This window comes from Methylobacterium sp. Leaf123 (genome assembly GCF_001423405.1).
GTDB lineage: Bacteria > Pseudomonadota > Alphaproteobacteria > Rhizobiales > Beijerinckiaceae > Methylobacterium.
In genome coordinates, this window is the sequence record NZ_LMNS01000004.1 from 179712 (window position 1) to 196969 (window position 17258).

The following is a 17258-nucleotide window of genomic DNA, read 5'->3' on the forward strand; positions in this document are numbered from 1 at the left end:
CATGCGCCATCCGGCCTTCCCGCACGCCGGCTCAGGCCGCCGCCCGCCCGGCGACGAGGGCCATGGCCTGCGCGGCGGGCTGCGGCCGGCCGAGCAGGAAGCCCTGCACCTCGGTGCAGCCCTTGCGCCGCACCCGCTCCAACTGCTCCTCCGTCTCCACCCCCTCGGCGGTGATGGCCATGCCGAGGCGCTCGCCCAGGCCCACCACCGCGCGCACCACCGCCGCCGCCACGGGCTCGTCGATGTCGCGGATGAAGGAGCGATCGATCTTGATCTTGTCGAACGGGAACCGGCACAGGTAGCTCAGGGACGAGTAGCCCGTGCCGAAATCGTCGAGCGCGATCCGCACGCCCATGGCGCGCAGGCGGTGCAGAGAGCCGATCACGGCGTCCGAATCCTGCATCAGCACGCTTTCGGTGATCTCCAGTTCGAGCCGCCCGGCCGGCAGGCCCGAGGCGGCCAGCGCCCGCATGACACTGTGCTCCAGCCCGGTCTTGCGGAATTGCACCGCCGAGACGTTGACCGCGACCCGTAGATCGCCCGGCCAGGAGACCGCCTCACGGCAGGCCTCGTGCAGGGCCCAGGCGCCGAGCTGGGTGATGAGCCCGGATTCCTCCGCCAGCGGGATGAAGGCCCCCGGCGAGATGGATCCATGCACGGGATGATCCCAGCGCAGCAGCGCCTCGAAGCCCTGCGGGGCCCCGTCCGCGAGGGCGAAGATCGGCTGGTAATGCAGCGCGAACCCACCGGAGCGGATCGACGCGCGCATGTCGATTTCCAGCAAGTTGCGGGTCGCGACCGCGAGCGCCATCCCGCTCTCGTAGAAGCGGAAGGTGTTCCGCCCGGAATCCTTGGCCCGGTAGAGGGCGATATCGGCGTTCTTGAACAGGGTGTCGGCGCTGTCGCCGTGCTTTGGCCAGACCGCCACGCCGATGCTGACGCCGACCGTGGCGGCGCGGCCGCCGAGATCGACCGGCCGCCCGGCGGCCTGGATCAGCCGGCGGGCGACGGCGGCGATGCGGCGGGCGCCGCCCCGGCCCGGCAGGATGATGGCGAACTCGTCGCCACCGAGCCGCGCCACCCCATCGCCCTCGCGCAGGGCGCCGCGGAGGCGGCTCGCGACGACCCGGAGCAGGGCGTCGCCCGCAGGATGGCCGAAGGTGTCGTTGACCGCCTTGAAGCGGTCGAGGTCGCAGCACAGCACGGCCACCCAGCCGCCGTCGCGCCGGGCCCCGTCGATCTCGCGGCTCAGGGTTTCCTGGAACAGGCGACGATTGGGCAATCCGGTCAGCGCGTCGTGGCGGGCCATGTGCTCGATCAGCGCCTGGGCGCGCTTGCGCTCGGTCGCATCGGCGACGGTGCCCTCGAACCAGACCGGCTTGCCCTCGGCGTCACGCACGACCCAGGCGGTCTCCGCGACCCAGATGCGCTCGCCGCCGACGTGACGGCGCACCTCGGAGACGAAGTCCTCGACATGGCCCTCCGTCTCCAGGCATTTCAGGAAGGCGGTGTGCCGATCCGGCTCGACATACCAATCGTGGTTGAAGCCCTCGGCCGGCATGAGCCCGCCACCATAGCCGTGCAGCCGGGCCAGCGCCCGGTTGGCCTGGACGATGCCGCCGTCGAGCCTGGCCCGGTAGACGCCGATGACCGCATTCTGGAACAGGGATTGGTAGTCGGCTTCGGCCGAGCGCAAAGCCGCTTCGCCCTGCCGCCGCTCGGTCAGATCGGTATAGGTGCAGACAAGGCCGCCGGAGGCCATCGGCGCGAGTTGCGTCTCGAGGATCGTCCCGTCGGGCCGCCTGCGTTCGTAACCCTGAATCCCGGTCGGAAATCCGCCGCGTTCCAGCCATTCCCGGGCTTCGGGCGGGGCGCTACGGAACTCGCCGCGCTCGGCGAGGTGGCGCCGGACCGCCGCGAAAGACGCGCCCTCGTGCAGAACCTCGTCGGACAGGTCGAGGAGGTCGCGGGCACGCTGGTTGTGGACCTGGACCCGGTCGTCCGGGCCGATCATCACGAGGCCCTGGTCCATCGCTTCGAGGGTGGCCCGCATCGCCTCGCCGGTCTGGCGCAGGCGCTGCTCGGAATGGACCAGTTCGGTCACATCGAGGCAGACACCGAAGACCGAGACGAGACGGCCGGCATCGTCGTGTTCTCCGAGGCCGTGAACGGCCACCACCCGCACCTCGCCGTCGGGCCGAAGCAGGCGGGAGCGATGCTCGTAGCCGCCCCCCAACGTCCGGCTGCGGCCGGCGAGCGCCTCGTCCATGGCGGACCGGACTCGTTCGACGTCATCCGGGTGATAGAAGCCGATATGGGTGTCGAGCGGCAGCGTCGCGCGCTCTTGGTTGCGCCCGAAGATGCGGGCGATCCCGTCCGACCACGCGATGGTGCGGGTGGCGACATCGATCCGCCAATGGCCGAAGGCGGCGATGTGCTCGGCCATGGCATGGGCCGCCTCGATCGCACGCAGGCGCGCCTCCCATTCCACGAGATGCGCCTCCGTCCGCCGGTGCTCCGTCGCCTCGGCTTCGTGCGCAGGCCGGACGGGTGCGGCGGCTCCGCGGTCGCTATGTGGCACCGGACGGGACGCAGTCATCGCTTGGCTCCGCCGCGGGCGTTCGGCCGAAGCCGGCGCCCGAGGCCGATGGGATGAAGCCAAGCTACTCAGCTTGAAGTTAAGGGAAATTGGATGCGTCGGGATAATTCCCGAAAGACTTTCCCTTCTTGCGCCCCTCGCGCACGAATTGAGAATGACCTTAACCGCGACCCGATGACCGCCGGGCGATCATCGAATTAACATTTGCTGCAACGGCGCCAATCCTGATTAGGCTCGGCGCCGCCGCCGGGCCTACTCGATACCGAGCTTGTCCTTCAGCAGCGCGTTGACGGCGGCCGGATTAGCCTTGCCGCCCGTGGCCTTCATGGTCTGGCCGACGAACCAGCCGAGCAAGGTCGGCTTGGCCTTGGCCTGCTCGACCTTGTCGGGGTTGGCGGCGATGATCGCGTCCACCGCCGCCTCGATGGCGCCGGTATCGGTGACCTGCTTCATGCCGCGGGTCTCGACGATTTCGCGCGGGTCGCCGCCCTCGGACCAGACGATCTCGAACAGGTCCTTGGCGATCTTGCCCGAGATCACGCCGTCGCCGATCAGATCGACGATGGTGCCGAGCTGCTCGGCAGAGACCGGCGTGTCCTCAATGCTGCGCCCCTCCTTGTTGAGGCGGCCGAACAGCTCGTTGATGACCCAGTTCGCGGCGGCCTTGCCGTCGCGTCCGCGGGCCACCGCCTCGAAGTAGTCGGCCGAGGCCCGCTCGGCGACGAGCACGCCGGCATCGTAGGCGGACAGGCCGAAATCCTTGATGAAGCGCGCCTTCTTGGCATCCGGCAGTTCCGGCAGGCCCGAGGCCAGCGCATCGACATAAGCCTGATCGAATTCGAGCGGCAGCAGGTCGGGATCGGGGAAGTAGCGATAGTCGTGCGCCTCTTCCTTCGAGCGCATCGAGCGGGTCTCGCCCTTGGACGGGTCGTAGAGGCGCGTCTCCTGATCGATCTTGCCGCCATCCTCCAGGATCGCGATCTGGCGGCGCGCCTCGGTCTCGATGGCCTGACCGATGAAGCGGATCGAGTTGACGTTCTTGATCTCGCAGCGCGTGCCGAGCGGCTCGCCGGGGCGGCGCACGGAGACGTTCACGTCGGCGCGGAGACTCCCCTTCTCCATGTCACCGTCGCAAGTGCCGAGATAGCGCAGGATCGTGCGCAGCTTGGTCACATAGGCCCGGGCCTCCTCCGAGGAGCGCAGATCGGGCCGGGAGACGATCTCCATCAGCGCCACGCCCGAGCGGTTGAGATCGACGAAGCTCTTGGTCGGATCCTGATCGTGGAGAGACTTGCCGGCATCCTGTTCGAGATGCAGCCGCTCGATGCCCACCGTGATCGACTCGCCCTCGGGCAGATCGACCAGCACCTCGCCCTCGCCGACGATCGGGTCCTTGTACTGCGAGATCTGGTAGCCCTGCGGCAGGTCCGGATAGAAGTAGTTCTTCCGGTCGAACACCGAGCGAAGGTTGATCTGGGCCTTGAGCCCGAGACCGGTGCGCACGGCCTGGGCGACGCATTCCTCGTTGATGACCGGCAGCATGCCGGGCATGGCCGCATCGACCAGCGAGACGTGGTCGTTGGGCTCGCCGCCGAATTCGGTCGAGGCGCCGGAGAACAGCTTGGAGCGGCTCGTGACCTGGGCGTGGATCTCCATGCCGATCACGACCTCCCAGTCGTGCAGGCCGCCCTTGATGAGCTTCTTCGGATCGACGCGCTCGGTCATTCTCTTCGACTTCAGTGCCGGCGCCGCCGGATCGGCGCCTGTCCGAGTGTGTAGGGAGCCCGTACCGGACGGGTCAAGCGGGCGGAGCCGTGCTTGGCCGCTGCGCGGCCAGCGTCACGGCCGGGCCGTTCATGAAGTCGGGTCGGCGGCGTTGCGGTGGCTCGGTGTGGAAGACCCGCTTCATCCAAGCCCCCCTATGGCGCCCGAAGCCGGCTTCAAATCACGGGCACGCCGCGCAGCTTGGCCTGATCGCCCGGCTCGACGTGGATGACCACCACCGCGCCCTCGATCCCCGCCTCGATCACTCCCTCCAGCCGGTCGCAGATCGCGTGGGATTCGAACACGGTCATCTCGCCCGGCACGACAAGGTGGAAATCGATGAAGGTGGCGCTGCCTGCATGGCGGGTGCGCACGTCGTGGGCCTCCAGGGCGCCCTCGCTATGCGCCGAGATCAGGGCGCGGATCCGCGTGACCATCTCGGGGGAGGCCGCCTGATCCATCAGGCCGTTCACCGAATCGCGCACCATCGTCCAGCCCGACCAGAGGATGTTGAGGGCGACCAAGCCCGCCACCACGGGATCGAGCACCGGCGTTCCCGTGGCGAGGACAAGCCCGAGGCCGATGAGCACACCGCCCGAGGTCACCACATCGGCAAGGATGTGGCGGGCATCGGCCAACAAGGCGGGCGAGCGCAGCCGCCGCCCGTGCCGGAACAGCAGCATCGCCCAAACCGCGTTGATGACGGTCGCGACGCCGTTGACGGCGAGACCGAGCGCGGGCGCGTCGAGGGGCTTCGGGTCGAGGATGCCGAAATACGCCTCGCGCAGGATCAGCAGGGCGGCGACGATGACCAGCGCGCCCTCGATCACCGCGGAGAAGTACTCCGCCTTGTGGTGGCCGTAGGGGTGATCCTCGTCGGCCGGCTGAGCGGCGACGCGCACGGCCAGGAACGCGCAGGCCGCAGCCACGACGTTGATGATGCTCTCCAGCGCGTCGGAATAGAGCGCGAGGCTGCCGGTGAGCCAGTAGGCGGCGAATTTCAGCGCCGTGACGAGCACGCCGACGGCGGCGCTCGCCAGGGCGGCCTTTTCGGTTCCTGTCATGCAGCTCAAGGGGGCGGGGAGGGGATGGCCCTGCCCTTACGATCCGTGGCCCCGGAAGGCCACGGCAAAGGTTTTAGCTCGGGCTATCGCCGTCCCGATCCGCCGTCTGCGCGGAAGCGGTCAGGCGGCCGCGGGCGACCTCCTTGGCGCGGCTGCGTTCGGCCTTCTCGCGGGCGCGCTGCGCCCGGCGAGCGTAGTTGCGGCTGATCCAGCCGAAGCTGGCCCGCGCGGCCAGTTCGTCGAAGCGGGCAGCCTCCCGCTCCCAGTAGCGCACGAGCTGTGCATCCAGGGTCTCGTGCGGCGGTCGTTGGCCGGTCTCGGTCATGGCGCGAAGATTCCTGTGGCCGGCGGCGCGGCTCACGCGTCCGGGGCGGGTGGCGTGTCGGTCTCCTCGACCACCAGCGCCCCTGCATCGCCCCGGAAGCTGCCGGGTCCGACATCGCCGGTGGGATGGCCCGGCGTGCCGAAGGGTTGGCTCGGATAGGCTTCCTCGAAGCGGCGGCGGGCGTCGTTGGCGTTCTCGGCCTTGAGGGTGATCCGCGGCGTTTCCGGAAGCGGCCAGCGCGGATCGGCGGGATCGCGCGGGCTTATGGCAAACCAAGTCATCGTGGGCAGCGTCCTTCCGTCGAATCGCCGCCTCAACGCACGAAGAGGCGCCTCGGCTGCACCGCGTTCAGGCGGCTGCACATTCTTTCAGGTAGTGCGCCGCGCCATCCCAATCGGCGGCGCCGGCCGCGAGGCCGACATACCCGTCGGGACGCACCAGATGCAGGCGCCCCGAGTCGGGATTTTTTCGCGGGATGGGCTGGACCAGACCGGGAAAGCGGTGGGTAAGCGCCGTCCCGCGCTCGGTATCCGCTGCGTAGAGGACGAAGCGCGGATCGGCGCCCGCGCCCGGCGGGGATCCAGCCGCATCCTCCGGCCGCCAGCGCCGGCCGGCGCCGGGACCGACCGAGAGCGGGGAGGCGGGATAGCCGATCGCGATCTCGCTCATCATCGCGGCCATCCGGCGTCGCACGGGGTGAAAGCTGAGCAGCAGATGCAGCGCGCGGTTGCGGATGGCCTGGGCGAGGGGGTGGGTGAGCGTCGCCATGGCGGTGAGCCGCCCGGCATTGCGCAGGACCATTTCGCCGACGGCGTTGCGCTCCGAACTGTAGCTGTCGAGGAGTCTCGGCGTGGCTGCGCCGCGCAGCACCAGGGCGAGTTTCCAGGCGAGGTTCACCGCATCCTGCACGCCGGTGTTCATGCCCTGGCCGCCGGCCGGGCTGTGGATATGCGCGGCATCACCCGCCAGGAACACGCGGCCCCGGCCGTATTCCGAGACCTTCCGCTCATGGATGCGGAAGCGGCTGAGCCAGACCGGATCGAAGACGCGAAGGTCGGGCCCGGCCCGCGCGGTGACCAGCTCCTGCACCTCGGCCAGCGTCGGATCGGGCTTCGGCCGGCCATCCGCGCGTCCGACGGTGGCGACCACCCGCGCCCGTCCGCCGGGGATGGGAAAGATCACGAACGGCCCGTCCCGGTGGAGATAGAGCGCGACCCGATCGCCGGGCGGGGCGCCCGCGCCGTCGGTGCGGATGTCGGCGAGCAGCCAATCGTCGCCCTGCGCCGTGCCGCGAAAGGGCAGGCCGAGGCCGTGGCGCACGGCGCTGTGGGCGCCATCGCAGCCGATCAGGAAGCCGGCCGTCGCCCGCTCCTCGCGCCCGTCGGCATGGGAGAGCCGTGCCTCCACCCCGTCGGGCGTCTGCGCAAAGCCCGTGAGTTCGACCTCGCGCTCGACCGCGACCCCGAAGCCGCGCAGGTGCTCGGCCAGCAGCCGCTCGGTGTCGCTTTGCGGGATCATCAGCCCGAAGGCGTAGGGACTGGCGATGTCGGAGAAGTCCGCGCCGCCGAGCACCCGGCCGCCGCCGCGCAGGGTCGCGCCGCGAGCGCGCAGGCCCGCCGCGAGGAAGGCCTCGGTGCAGCCCATCCGGTCCATCAATTCGAGGGTGCGCGACCAGACGACAAGCGCCTTCGAGGTCTGCGTCGCCTGGCGCGCGCGATCGATCAGCCGGACGCCGACGCCGAAGCGCGCGAGTTCGCAGGCGAGCGTCAGGCCGACCGGCCCGGCGCCGACGATCAGCACGTCTGCCATGGGCGATCCCTCCGGTGTCATGCTGCGCCGGCCGGCCTCTGCGATCAATCCGCCATTTGCGTCGGGCGCCCATCCGTGCTGATGGCCCTGGGATGCGTGTGGACCTGTTCGATTTCGAGTTGCCGGAGGCGGCGATCGCCTTGCGGCCGGCGAGCCCGCGCGACGCGAGCCGCCTGCTCGTCGTGCGCCCCGGCGAACCTCTGGCGGATCGCGGCGTGCGCGACCTGCCCGCCCTCCTGAACCCCGGCGATGCCCTCGTCTTCAACGACACGCGGGTGATCCCGGCGCGGCTCTCCGGCATCCGCCACCGGGCGGGCGGTTCGGGGCAGCGCTGCGAGGCGATGCTGCACCTGCGCGAGGCACCCGACCGCTGGCGCGCCTTCGCCCGCCCGGCCAAGCGCCTCGCCCCCGGCGACCGCATCCGTTTCGGCAGCGAGGGCGCCAGTGAAGTCTGCGCCCTGTCCGGCCTCGACGCGACGGTGGAGGAGCGGGGGGAGGGCGGCGAGATCCTGCTGCGCTTCGACCTGTCCGGCCCGGCGCTCGACGAGGCCATTGCCGGGCTCGGCGCCCTGCCGCTGCCCCCCTACATCGCGGGCAAGCGCCCCACCGATGCCCAGGACACGACCGACTACCAGACCGTCTATGCCCGCGAGCCCGGCGCGGTCGCCGCCCCCACCGCCGGCCTGCATTTCTCGGACGCGCTGCTCGCCGGCATCGACGCGGCGGGGATCGAGCGGGTCCACGTCACCCTGCATGTCGGGGCCGGCACCTTCCTGCCGGTGAAGGCGGACGACACCGACGCCCACCGGATGCATGCCGAGATCGGCCTCCTCGATGCCGCCACCGCCGCGCGGCTCAACGCCGTGCGGGCACGGGGCAACCGGGTCGTCGCCGTCGGCACCACGGCCCTGCGGCTGCTGGAGAGCGCCGCCGACCCGGACGGCACGATCCGCCCGTTCTCCGGGGCCACCGACATCTTCATCACGCCGGGCTACCGCTTCCGCGCGGTCGATGCCCTGGTGACGAACTTCCACCTGCCGCGCTCGACCCTGTTCATGCTGGTCTCGGCCTTTGCCGGCCTCGACACCATGCGCGCGGCCTATGCCCACGCGATCCAATCCGGCTATCGCTTCTACTCCTACGGCGATGCCAGCCTGCTGTTTCCGGAGCGCGCACCATGAGCAGCCGGCGCCCACCGCTCCGGGTCGATGTCGCCCGCACCGTCGATCGCTTCCTCGGGCTGATGGCGAGTGAGGGCGGCCCAAAACTGCGCGGCCTCTATCTCGTCGGCTCGGTGGCGCTCGGCGATTTCCGGCCCGGCCGCAGCAACATCGATTTCGTCGCTCTCCTCGACGGCCCCGTCTCTGAGGCGGAGACGGACGCGCTGGCGCGGGTGCACGCCGCCCTGGCGCGTGCGGGCGGCCCGCCTTTCGACGGGTTCTACCTGCCCATCGAGGCCCTACGGCACCCGCCGGAGCCCGGCGCCGCCGTACCCTTCAGCCTGGACGGGCAGCTTCGCAGCGGCGAGCCCTGCCGCGGGGTGAACCCGGCCACCTGGCGCTGTCTCGCCCGGTCGAGCCGGCCGATCCTCGGGGCGACGCCGGCGGCGCTGAACATCGCCGACGACGACGCGACGCTGCATGCCTACGGCCTTGCCCATCTCGAAACCCATTGGCGCCCCTGGCTCGTGCACCACGAGACGGCGCTCGCCGGCAAGGCGCCCGACGATGCCGGCGATGCGGGGGCCCTGGAATGGGGCGTGCTGGGGGTGGGCCGCATCATCGAGACCCTCGCCAGCGGCCGGATCGTCTCGAAGACCGAGGCCGGACGCCGCCTCACGGCCCTGCTGCCGAAGCCCTATCACGAGGCGGTCGAAGACGCGCTGGCGGCCCGTTTCGGTGACTTGGAGGAGGTGTCGCAGGCGACGATGCGGGCCGGCCTCGATGCGATGCGTTTCCTGATCGAGGCCGCGCCGGGCTATCACGCCCGCCCCGAGCCTCCCACATCCCCGGACCGATGACCGAACCGCTCGCTCCCCCGACTGACTTCTCCTTCACGGTCTCCGCCACCGACGGGCAGGCCCGCACCGGCCATATCGCGATGCCGCGCGGAAAAATCCGGACGCCGGCCTTCATGCCGGTGGGCACGGCCGCGACCGTCAAGGCGATGTATCCCGAGCAGGTGCGCGATCTGGGCGCCGACGTGGTGCTCGGCAACACCTATCACCTGATGCTGCGCCCCGGCGCCGAGCGCATGGCGCGGCTCGGCGGGCTGCACCGCTTCATGCGCTGGGACGGGCCGATCCTCACCGATTCCGGCGGCTTCCAGGTGATGTCTCTCTCCGCGCTTCGGAAGATCGACGAGGAGGGCGTCACCTTCCGCTCCCACATCGACGGCACCGCCCACCGGATGAGCCCGGAGCGCTCCATCGAGATCCAGGGCCTGCTCGGCTCCGACATCCAGATGCAGCTCGACGAATGCGTGCGCCTGCCGGCCGAGCGGCCGGAGATCGAGAAGGCGATGCACCTGTCCCTGCGCTGGGCCGAGCGCTGCCGCGTCGCCTTCGGCGAGCAGCCGGGCAAGGCACTCTTCGGCATCGTCCAGGGGGGCGACGTGCCCGAGTTACGCGTCGAGAGCGCGCGGGCGCTGACCGATCTCGGCCTCAAGGGCTACGCCATCGGCGGGCTTGCCGTCGGCGAGCCGCAGGCGGTGATGCTGGCGATGATCGAGACGGTGGAGCCGCATCTGCCCGCCACCAAGCCGCGCTACCTCATGGGCGTGGGCACCCCCGACGACCTGATGCAATCGGTGATGCGCGGCATCGACATGTTCGATTGCGTGATGCCGACCCGCGCCGGCCGCCACGGCCTCGCCTACACCCGCCATGGCCGGATCAACCTGCGCAACGCCCGCCACGCCGAGGACACCCGGCCCCTGGACGAGGCCTCGGACTGCCCGGCGGCGCGGGACTATTCGCGCGCCTATCTCCATCACCTCGTCCGCTCCGACGAGATCCTGGGGATGATGCTGCTGACCTGGAACAACCTCGCCTATTATCAGGCGCTGATGGCCGGCATGCGCGCGACGATTGCGGCCGGGCGGCTCGCGGATTTCGTGGCCGAGACCAAGGAGGGCTGGGCGCGGGCCGAGGCCGCCGCGAAGGGCTGACGGCCCCAAACGAGCCCGCCGCCGGCCTCAGCGGAGGTCGGCGCGCTTCTGGGCCTTGTTGTAGCTGGTGATGGCCGCCTGGCAGCCCGGCGAGAGCTTGGCCTTGTTCTGCTTGAAGCAGGCGCGCACCTCGGTGCTGTCCGGCGCGAACTCGCCGCAATAGCTCAGGTAATCCCCGGTGCAGTGCTGCCGCAGGGCGTCGCGGTCCCCCGCCGGTGCCGCCGCCGGGCCGGCCAGAGCCGCGCTCGTGGTGATCATCAGGGTGATGGCTGTGCGTGCGATCATGGGACTCTCTGCAACTCCGATATCACGGCGCCCGTCCGCCTCCGCTGTCGAGGCGGGCGCGGCGAGACGACCACCCGGCAAGACGACCGAGGAGGGCCGGGCCGCGGGGTGTAGAGCCTGCCGATCGGGCGAGAGTACGGCCGGCTCGTGGCAGCCCAAGCCGCTCATCCGCCACAGAGAACCCCCGGTTCCGGGGCGCGGTTCATCGAAATTCCGGCCGACGCCGCATCGCGCTCCGGCCTACGGCGCGTGCGCCAGAACCCGGTAGATGCCCTCCGGATCGTCGCGCCCGCTCGCCTGCGCCGCCTTCAGGCCGGCCACGATCCGCCCCGCGATCGGCAGCCGGTAATGCAGCGGATCCCAGTAATTCGTGTCCTGCATCGTGATCGGCGACGGGATGCGGAAATCGACCACACTCGCCCCGTGGGCCGCCCCGATCCGCGTCACCTGCGCCTTGCAGGCGGCCTCCCGCGCCGCGGCGGGCGAGCCCGGCGCACCCTGCTGCGAGACGTGGACGGGCGGGAAGACCACGATCGTCCGTGTCTCCGCCGGGGCCTGCGCCAGGAGCGCGTCGAGCCAGCCGAGCGCCGGCATCGGCGCATCGGGGGGCGTCGGCCGGTAGCCCGGCGCGGCCTCGGCGGCGGCCTGGATCGCCGCGGACGCCCGGATATGCGCCTGCGCGCGGGCCGCATCGTACAGCGCCTCGGGCGGGGTGAAGACCGCGTAGCCGTTCTCCGCGAGCCGCGCGCGAACGAGCCCGAGCCGGTACAGCGCAGCCTCGAACGCGATGCCGAGGCTCTGCCAGTTCACCTGCCGCAGGGCGTCCCACAGGGTGAGGCGTCCGTAGAGCCAAGCGGGAAAGGCGCGGAACGTCAGGCGGCGCTCGGCCGCATCCGGCTCGCACCATGTCGGGTCGATGCCGAACAGCAGCGTCGTCGGCCGCTCGTGGCGCAGGTAGAGCCGGGCCAACTCGCTCTGCTCGTAGGGGGTCGCCGCATTCATCGACAGATTGGCGAAGCGGCCCCCGAAGGCGCGGCCGAGATCCGCCGGGTCGAGCAGGCGCAGGGTCGAGGTGCCGAACACCGCCGCATCGTAGGCGCCGCTGCGCGCGATCTGCGGGTACATGAAGCGCTGGTTGCCATCCATCAGCGGCCCCTGCGCCCGCCCCGGCCCGGCCCGCAAGCCGTAGGGGTCGAGGGCGGCCACGAAGCCGATGCAGACGGCGCCCAGAACCGCCGCCACGCTCAGGAACAGCAGGACGAAGCGCCGCCATTCCGGCGGCGCGCCCGCCGGGTTCGCTCTCGTCATCGGGTTTCGTATCGACTCAGCGGTTGGCACCATGCGGAAGCCGTGTTGACCCTCCCGGCCCGACCCCCTATTGCGAGCCCCACGCCCCGAGCGCAACCGGCCCGCCCCCGGCGGCCCCGCGCGAACCGGGTGCGAGCGCGTAGCTCAGTTGGTAGAGCAACGGACTTTTAATCTGTAGGTCCTGGGTTCGAGTCCCAGCGCGCTCACCATACATCCCGTTGCTCCTATTGGGTTATTTCGCCGGGGCCGTTCTCCAAATCAGTCGCTGGTTTCCAATCTAGCACACCCGGTTTCCAAACTCACGCGGTGGCTGGCTTATCCAGGGCCTTCCCGAACAGGCGCTTGCGGGTCTCGGACCAGCCGGTTTCCATCTTCGCCGTGCCGCTGCGCGAGAGGATGCGCTTGTTCACGTCCTTGGCGTAGTGCCGCACCATCTGCTCCGACATCTCCACGATTGCCGAGACCTCGGCCTCGGTGCAGCCAACCTCAAGCAGCGTGTTGACGGCGTTCTTCCGCAGTCCGTGGAAGACGAGGCCGGCTTCGCGAATGCGCGCCATAGCCGCCTTCTTCTCAGGCGAGGCGCTGGTCGGCTGTCCCTTGGCGTTCACGGAAGTTAGCTCGCGCTGCCAAGCCGTGCGATAGCCAGCGAGCGTCCAAGGCTGCCCGTCCTCGCGAAGGTGCAGGGCGGCGCTGTCGCCGGGGGAGAGGCGGGTGATGATGTCGGCATATTCCGAATGTACCGGACGCCAGACCTTTTTGCCGGTCTTTCGCGCAATCAGACTGATCTCCCCGCCCGCCGGCCGTAGCATCGGGATCACGTCAATCGAGCGCTGCCCTGTGTAAAATGCGGACAACACCGGCAGGTGCAGGCTCGGCCGAGCATGCTCAAGGAACAGCTCAAACGCCCAATCTGGCCAGGGCTCATGCGGATTGGCCTCGTGCTCGACCTTCTCGGTCGATTTGGCGACGTTGTGCTCGCTGTAGCCGCGCGGGATGCCGAACTTGATCAGGCGCGACAGCACGGCTCGGAAATAGCGAGCCACGGTCGGCGCGTGCTGAAACGAGTCGATCGCTCGTTGCACGTCGGGCGAGCGGATCTCAACGACTGGCGCCTCGCCCCATCGCTCCTCAATCTTGCGCAGGTGCGTGTCATAATCGCGCTTCGTGAGGTCGCTGAGTTCCTTGTAGGCCGAATGCGCGCGGTACTCGGCGATCAGCGCCGCGAACGTCTTTCGCTCAGCAGCATCACCAAGCCGGTCCTTCTCGGCCGCGGCTCGCAGGGCCGCAACGAACGCTTCGTCGCCACGTGCGCCGGGCGCAGGCAGTGGATAGCGCTGACCTGTCGAGCCGAGCCATCCCCACCGCCAGCCATCCACCGTCGCGGTCGCCTCCACGTCGCGCAGCAGATCGCACAGGCTCCAGAACTCGCTAGAGGTCGGGCTGTCTGCCAGGGCAATGCGCGGCCATGCCCGATCCGTGTTCCGGTAGCGCTCATAATAGAAGAACACGCGCCCGTTCGGTTTGCGGTAGCGCTTCACGTACGGCGGAAGGTCAACCATTCCGCTGGCGCTCCTCGGCCTCGGCAAAGCGCGCTCCCCAATCTGTCCGCGGGCGCGCAATCTCTGCGGCAGCTTGGGTCGGCGTCAATTCCGGATAGAGGTCCGGACGCTGCCGCTTGCGCCACCGATCAACGGCCTCGATGTCGTACATGCCGGTCGTTTCATCCGGCAGCGGGAAGCCGCGGGCGTAGAGCTTCCTGGCGCAGGCCGCGAACTGAGCTTCTGTCAGGCACAGCCGGCGAGCGATCTTGTCGGCGGGCGCATAGGCCGGGTCCACGCGGAAGCGAACCTGAGGCGCCCGAGGTACGATAGTCCCGCCCCTCTCCCTAGGCACGATCCGTTCTCCCTTCTGTCGTGTTGGGGGCGAGGGCGGCGCGACCGGCCTCCATCTCGGCGAGCGCGGCGCGTCCGGACTCGGTGATCCGGATGGTTCTGGCTCGCGCAGGGCGGTCGCCAACGAGCGTGCCGTACTCCGGCCCGTACTCAGCCCAGCCCATTCGCAGGCAGTCGCGCGGTGCGACCAGCGGCTTGCTGACCAGTTCATGCCCCGGCCCATCGTCTCGCAGAATGCGAAGCACGCGCTCGGCTTCAGTCATAGGCTTACGCATCGCCCTTCTCCTGTTCGGCGAGGGCGGCGCGGGCTCCGACCCTGCGGAGGTACGCCGGCGACAGGCTGGTCCAGTCGAAGTCGTCCTTGAACTCACCGCAGACGTGCTCGCGCGGCGTCATGGCGTGCCCGGCACCGAGGGCGAGCGATGCGCCCGTGATGCCGAGCGGTGCGGGCCTATCCGCGCCGGGGATCATTGCGGTGCGCCAACACTCACCGGCTCGGGAGTTCAGCGAGTGCCACCAATCGCAGCCGGCGCAGCAAGGGCCGTGCTGGTGATAGAAGGTGTCCAGCAGTTCTTGGCGCTCTTCACCCACGGTCTGCCTCCTCGATCTTGAGCGCACCACTGGCGGGGGTATGGGGGTCGGAAGGGACGACGCTGAAGTCGGGCGGTCCTTCAATCCCGAGGGCGAAGGCGACCGTTTTCAGCGCCTCGACATCGGAGCAGCGCCGCACCTGATCCGCGATCTGGTCGGCAAGCCGGCGCCATTCTTGAAGCTCGCGCTCGCGCCAGCCGGCGATGATGCGATTGCTGTCGCGGGGCAGCTCTCGATGAATGCGAACCCAGCCGCCCTCGCCTTCGGTCGGGCCAACGTGTGCATAGAGGCGCCCGACCTTCCGAACCGGCCAGAGAACCCACGGGGTTGCTCGCCACCGGTCCACGTTGACCCAGAGCAGATCCCCGACCTGTGCTTCGGCGACCGTGCGGGCGATGATCTGCTCAGCCATCTAAGCCCCCCCCTTGCCGTGGCCGCGCGGGCGGCTCGAAGGTGGGCTCTCGTGATGCGGACGGGCCGCGACCACGACCCCGTTGCCGTCCAGACGACTTGATCATCTGACGTGAGGCGAGAGAGTGTGTCGCCGTCAGCCACCGCAGCAGCATCCGCGAACGGCTTCAGCGCCCCCTTCAGCGCCTCCACCTCGGCCTGTAGCTGGGCGGCGCGGGCCTCGGCGGCGAGGATGCGCTGATAGACGGCCTCGCCGTGCTTTGCGGTGTCGGCCTCGTCTGGGCTGTGGCCGCAGATGGACGAGCAGCAAACCGGGCAGACGATATCGTCGCCGTCAGGACCGTAGTTTCCGCCGCAATGCTCGGACGATCCAACCCAGCCGCAGTGCTCGCACTCGGTCAGATAGTACCGGCCGCGAACGGGCGTCGGCGGAGGCGCCGGAAGCCGGAAGTTCTCGGCCTCCTCGTGCATGGCCTGGATCTCGGCGTCGGTCGGCATGTCGTGGTCGCCATCAACCAGCGCATCGGGGTTGACGATGGCCATCGCTCAACCCTCCGCCTGTCCAGAGGGGGCCGGGTCGGACGGCGGGGTGGGGAGGCAATCTGCCGGCACCCACCAGCGAGGGTTCCACCATTCGGTGCGATCAGCGACCTCGTAGAAGCCAGCCTGATAGGCGTCGGGCGAGTCGCGCCCCTCCTCCTCGTGGATCTCTTCCGCAGACCACCACCGAAGCTTGCGGACACCGCTATCGTAGAGCCACGCCCAGATCTCGGTCCCGTCCTTCGGCGCCGTGCTGATGTCCCTCCACCCCGCATCCGAGGGGGCTTCCGGGCGGGCCGCGAGGCAAAGCGGGCGAACTGCTTGGTGCACGGCATTCATCAGCCCTTGCGCAAAGTCGATCAGCAGAACCTTCTCGAACTCGTTGGGCGTGTGGCAGCCGACATCCGGACGGAACTCGTAGCTCTCAGCCTCCTCCACAATATCGACAGCGTTCAGCGCGGAGACGATGGCGCGGTCGATCTCCGCCGCCCCCGTGCGGGTGCTGTCGGGGGCGGGCTTGTTCGCCCGGTAGCGTTCGAGCTTGCGATCAACCATCGCATTCAGGGTGCTCAGACGGTCACGGGCCGCGCCGCGCGTCATCGGGTTGCTGCCGTAGGCGCCGTCTGCAATCTCCGCCGCCCCCGTGCGGGTGCTGTTGGGGGCGCGGGACAGGCCGCACGTCATGTTATCGATCTGCGTCAGGATGCCGATAAGGTCGCCGGTCAGCGGCTTCCAATCGGGCGCATTCTCGCGCCAGTGCTTCTGCCACAGCGCAACGGCGAGGCTTTCAGCGTAGCGCTCGGCCTCCCCCGCATCGCCCGCCTGCCCGGCCGGCTGGGCGGCTATGAGGGCGCGGCCGAAGTTGATCGCCGCGGCTACGAACTTGCCGTCGGCCTCATATCGAGGATCGACGCCGGGTCCGTATTTCTCGTGGACCTCGGCAATCTGCACGCCACCGAGCCGCAGGTAGCCCGGCAGATCAGTGTCGCCCGTGTCGCCCAGGTGAAACGGGACAATCTCGTAAGTGGCCTCTCCCTGCGTCGCCGCCTCGCTCAGCGCCCGCACGCTATCCGGCACGCCCGGCGTGGCGGCCGGGGCGGGGGTGGCGCGGGTGTCGAACACATCCTTGCAGTTGACGCACCGGATGAGCGGGCCCGGTGCGTATCCGCCGCCGGGCTGCTTCTGGTCTACGCGGGCATAGGAATGGCAGTCACACTCAGGACAGCGCCAAAGCCCCGCCGTCCTCTCGGCGCTGTCCGCACGGGGTGCGGCGAGAGCGGCACGGATCACCTTGTCGGCGATGGCCTGCACCTCGCCGTGCCGGTCGCCGTGCCCTTCGGCGTCGAAATACCCGGACTGGGGTCCGTTCTGTGCCCACGGCAGGTTCATCACCTGTGTAGCGATATCGCTTGCCGGGTCGTACACGGGCGCGCCAAACGGGTTCGTCTTCGTCCCGGCGCCTTCCGCGCCCTGTGTCTGGGAGTGCGTCATGGCTGGTGCTC

General features: G+C 69.7%; 17 protein-coding genes and 1 tRNA gene. 4 read left to right on the forward strand and 14 right to left on the reverse strand.

The genetic code is table 11. The features are described 5' to 3' along the window. Positions 1-31 precede the first annotated feature (31 nt). The 6 genes from ASF53_RS06030 to ASF53_RS06055 all read right to left on the reverse strand — a co-directional run bounded on the left by ASF53_RS06030 (position 32) and on the right by ASF53_RS06055 (position 7561). Complete coding sequence (locus ASF53_RS06030; RefSeq protein ID WP_286134160.1) at positions 32-2599, reverse strand: sensor domain-containing protein; 2568 nt, start codon at positions 2597-2599, stop codon at positions 32-34. A gap of 252 nt (positions 2600-2851) precedes the next feature. Next, a complete protein-coding gene (gene gatB, locus ASF53_RS06035; RefSeq protein ID WP_056195412.1) occupies positions 2852-4324 on the reverse strand; it encodes an Asp-tRNA(Asn)/Glu-tRNA(Gln) amidotransferase subunit GatB in 1473 nt (490 codons plus the stop codon). 215 nt (positions 4325-4539) lie between these two features. Then, a complete protein-coding gene (locus tag ASF53_RS06040; RefSeq protein WP_056195414.1) occupies positions 4540-5427 on the reverse strand; it encodes a cation diffusion facilitator family transporter in 888 nt (295 codons plus the stop codon). 73 nt (positions 5428-5500) lie between these two features. Further along, on the reverse strand, positions 5501-5752 hold the full coding sequence (locus ASF53_RS06045; RefSeq protein ID WP_056195418.1) for a hypothetical protein: 252 nt from the start codon (positions 5750-5752) through the stop codon (positions 5501-5503). A 32-nt stretch (positions 5753-5784) separates the two neighbouring features. Further along, entirely contained in the window at positions 5785-6033 is a 249-nt protein-coding gene (locus tag ASF53_RS06050) for a hypothetical protein (RefSeq protein ID WP_056195422.1), read from the reverse strand. A 67-nt stretch (positions 6034-6100) separates the two neighbouring features. Beyond that, entirely contained in the window at positions 6101-7561 is a 1461-nt protein-coding gene (locus ASF53_RS06055; protein WP_056195424.1) for an FAD-dependent monooxygenase, read from the reverse strand. A gap of 92 nt (positions 7562-7653) precedes the next feature. Here ASF53_RS06055 and queA point away from each other — a divergent pair, with 92 nt between their 5' ends. From queA to tgt, 3 genes are read left to right on the forward strand one after another with little or no spacing between them, the layout of a single operon-like run. Beyond that, positions 7654-8742: a tRNA preQ1(34) S-adenosylmethionine ribosyltransferase-isomerase QueA gene (gene queA / locus ASF53_RS06060; RefSeq protein ID WP_056195426.1), complete on the forward strand. Its 1089-nt coding sequence runs from the start codon at positions 7654-7656 to the stop codon at positions 8740-8742. Continuing rightward, entirely contained in the window at positions 8739-9581 is an 843-nt protein-coding gene (locus ASF53_RS06065; RefSeq protein WP_056195429.1) for a nucleotidyltransferase domain-containing protein, read from the forward strand. Before queA ends, ASF53_RS06065 begins: the two co-directional genes overlap by 4 nt. Continuing rightward, positions 9578-10729, forward strand: coding sequence for a tRNA guanosine(34) transglycosylase Tgt (tgt, locus tag ASF53_RS06070; protein ID WP_056195431.1), 1152 nt, complete (start codon positions 9578-9580; stop codon positions 10727-10729). The genes ASF53_RS06065 and tgt overlap by 4 nt, the downstream gene beginning before the upstream one ends. 27 nt (positions 10730-10756) lie before the next feature. Here tgt and ASF53_RS06075 read toward each other — a convergent pair whose 3' ends face one another. Continuing rightward, complete coding sequence (locus ASF53_RS06075) at positions 10757-11014, reverse strand: hypothetical protein (protein WP_056195436.1); 258 nt, start codon at positions 11012-11014, stop codon at positions 10757-10759. Between the two features lie 240 nt (positions 11015-11254). Further along, positions 11255-12322 (reverse strand): hypothetical protein, encoded by a 1068-nt coding sequence (locus ASF53_RS06080; RefSeq protein WP_056195439.1) that lies wholly within the window; start codon positions 12320-12322, stop codon positions 11255-11257. A 133-nt stretch (positions 12323-12455) separates the two neighbouring features. Between ASF53_RS06080 and ASF53_RS06085 the strand changes: the two genes are divergently transcribed. Next, positions 12456-12531, forward strand: a tRNA-Lys gene (locus tag ASF53_RS06085). A 90-nt stretch (positions 12532-12621) separates the two neighbouring features. Here ASF53_RS06085 and ASF53_RS06090 read toward each other — a convergent pair. The 6 genes from ASF53_RS06090 to ASF53_RS06115 all read right to left on the reverse strand — a co-directional run bounded on the left by ASF53_RS06090 (position 12622) and on the right by ASF53_RS06115 (position 17247). Beyond that, positions 12622-13881: a site-specific integrase gene (locus ASF53_RS06090; protein ID WP_056195442.1), complete on the reverse strand. Its 1260-nt coding sequence runs from the start codon at positions 13879-13881 to the stop codon at positions 12622-12624. Further along, positions 13874-14158 carry a hypothetical protein gene (locus ASF53_RS06095; RefSeq protein ID WP_353652169.1) on the reverse strand — a complete coding sequence of 95 codons (285 nt, stop codon included), beginning with the start codon at positions 14156-14158 and terminating at the stop codon, positions 13874-13876. The genes ASF53_RS06090 and ASF53_RS06095 overlap by 8 nt, the downstream gene beginning before the upstream one ends. Positions 14159-14207: 49 nt before the next feature. Continuing rightward, entirely contained in the window at positions 14208-14489 is a 282-nt protein-coding gene (locus tag ASF53_RS25560; protein ID WP_156635384.1) for a hypothetical protein, read from the reverse strand. After that, positions 14482-14805, reverse strand: coding sequence for a hypothetical protein (locus ASF53_RS06105; protein WP_056195450.1), 324 nt, complete (start codon positions 14803-14805; stop codon positions 14482-14484). The genes ASF53_RS25560 and ASF53_RS06105 overlap by 8 nt, the downstream gene beginning before the upstream one ends. Further along, positions 14798-15217: a hypothetical protein gene (locus tag ASF53_RS06110; protein WP_056195453.1), complete on the reverse strand. Its 420-nt coding sequence runs from the start codon at positions 15215-15217 to the stop codon at positions 14798-14800. The genes ASF53_RS06105 and ASF53_RS06110 overlap by 8 nt, the downstream gene beginning before the upstream one ends. Positions 15218-15762: 545 nt before the next feature. After that, positions 15763-17247 carry a hypothetical protein gene (locus ASF53_RS06115; RefSeq protein ID WP_056195456.1) on the reverse strand — a complete coding sequence of 495 codons (1485 nt, stop codon included), beginning with the start codon at positions 17245-17247 and terminating at the stop codon, positions 15763-15765. Positions 17248-17258: the final 11 nt, after the last annotated feature.

Bases quoted from the DNA above. Each gene is read 5' to 3' on its own strand.
- ASF53_RS06030 (WP_286134160.1), bottom strand. From the start codon at position 2,599: ATGACTGCGTCCCGTCCGGTGCCACATAGCGACCGCGGAGCCGCCGCA.
- gatB (WP_056195412.1), bottom strand. From the start codon at position 4,324: ATGACCGAGCGCGTCGATCCGAAGAAGCTCATCAAGGGCGGCCTGCAC.
- ASF53_RS06040 (WP_056195414.1), bottom strand. From the start codon at position 5,427: ATGACAGGAACCGAAAAGGCCGCCCTGGCGAGCGCCGCCGTCGGCGTG.
- ASF53_RS06045 (WP_056195418.1), bottom strand. From the start codon at position 5,752: ATGACCGAGACCGGCCAACGACCGCCGCACGAGACCCTGGATGCACAG.
- ASF53_RS06050 (WP_056195422.1), bottom strand. From the start codon at position 6,033: ATGACTTGGTTTGCCATAAGCCCGCGCGATCCCGCCGATCCGCGCTGG.
- ASF53_RS06055 (WP_056195424.1), bottom strand. From the start codon at position 7,561: ATGGCAGACGTGCTGATCGTCGGCGCCGGGCCGGTCGGCCTGACGCTC.
- queA (WP_056195426.1), top strand. From the start codon at position 7,654: ATGCGTGTGGACCTGTTCGATTTCGAGTTGCCGGAGGCGGCGATCGCC.
- ASF53_RS06065 (WP_056195429.1), top strand. From the start codon at position 8,739: ATGAGCAGCCGGCGCCCACCGCTCCGGGTCGATGTCGCCCGCACCGTC.
- tgt (WP_056195431.1), top strand. From the start codon at position 9,578: ATGACCGAACCGCTCGCTCCCCCGACTGACTTCTCCTTCACGGTCTCC.
- ASF53_RS06075 (WP_056195436.1), bottom strand. From the start codon at position 11,014: ATGATCGCACGCACAGCCATCACCCTGATGATCACCACGAGCGCGGCT.
- ASF53_RS06080 (WP_056195439.1), bottom strand. From the start codon at position 12,322: ATGACGAGAGCGAACCCGGCGGGCGCGCCGCCGGAATGGCGGCGCTTC.
- ASF53_RS06090 (WP_056195442.1), bottom strand. From the start codon at position 13,881: ATGGTTGACCTTCCGCCGTACGTGAAGCGCTACCGCAAACCGAACGGG.
- ASF53_RS25560 (WP_156635384.1), bottom strand. From the start codon at position 14,489: ATGCGTAAGCCTATGACTGAAGCCGAGCGCGTGCTTCGCATTCTGCGA.
- ASF53_RS06110 (WP_056195453.1), bottom strand. From the start codon at position 15,217: ATGGCTGAGCAGATCATCGCCCGCACGGTCGCCGAAGCACAGGTCGGG.
- ASF53_RS06115 (WP_056195456.1), bottom strand. From the start codon at position 17,247: ATGACGCACTCCCAGACACAGGGCGCGGAAGGCGCCGGGACGAAGACG.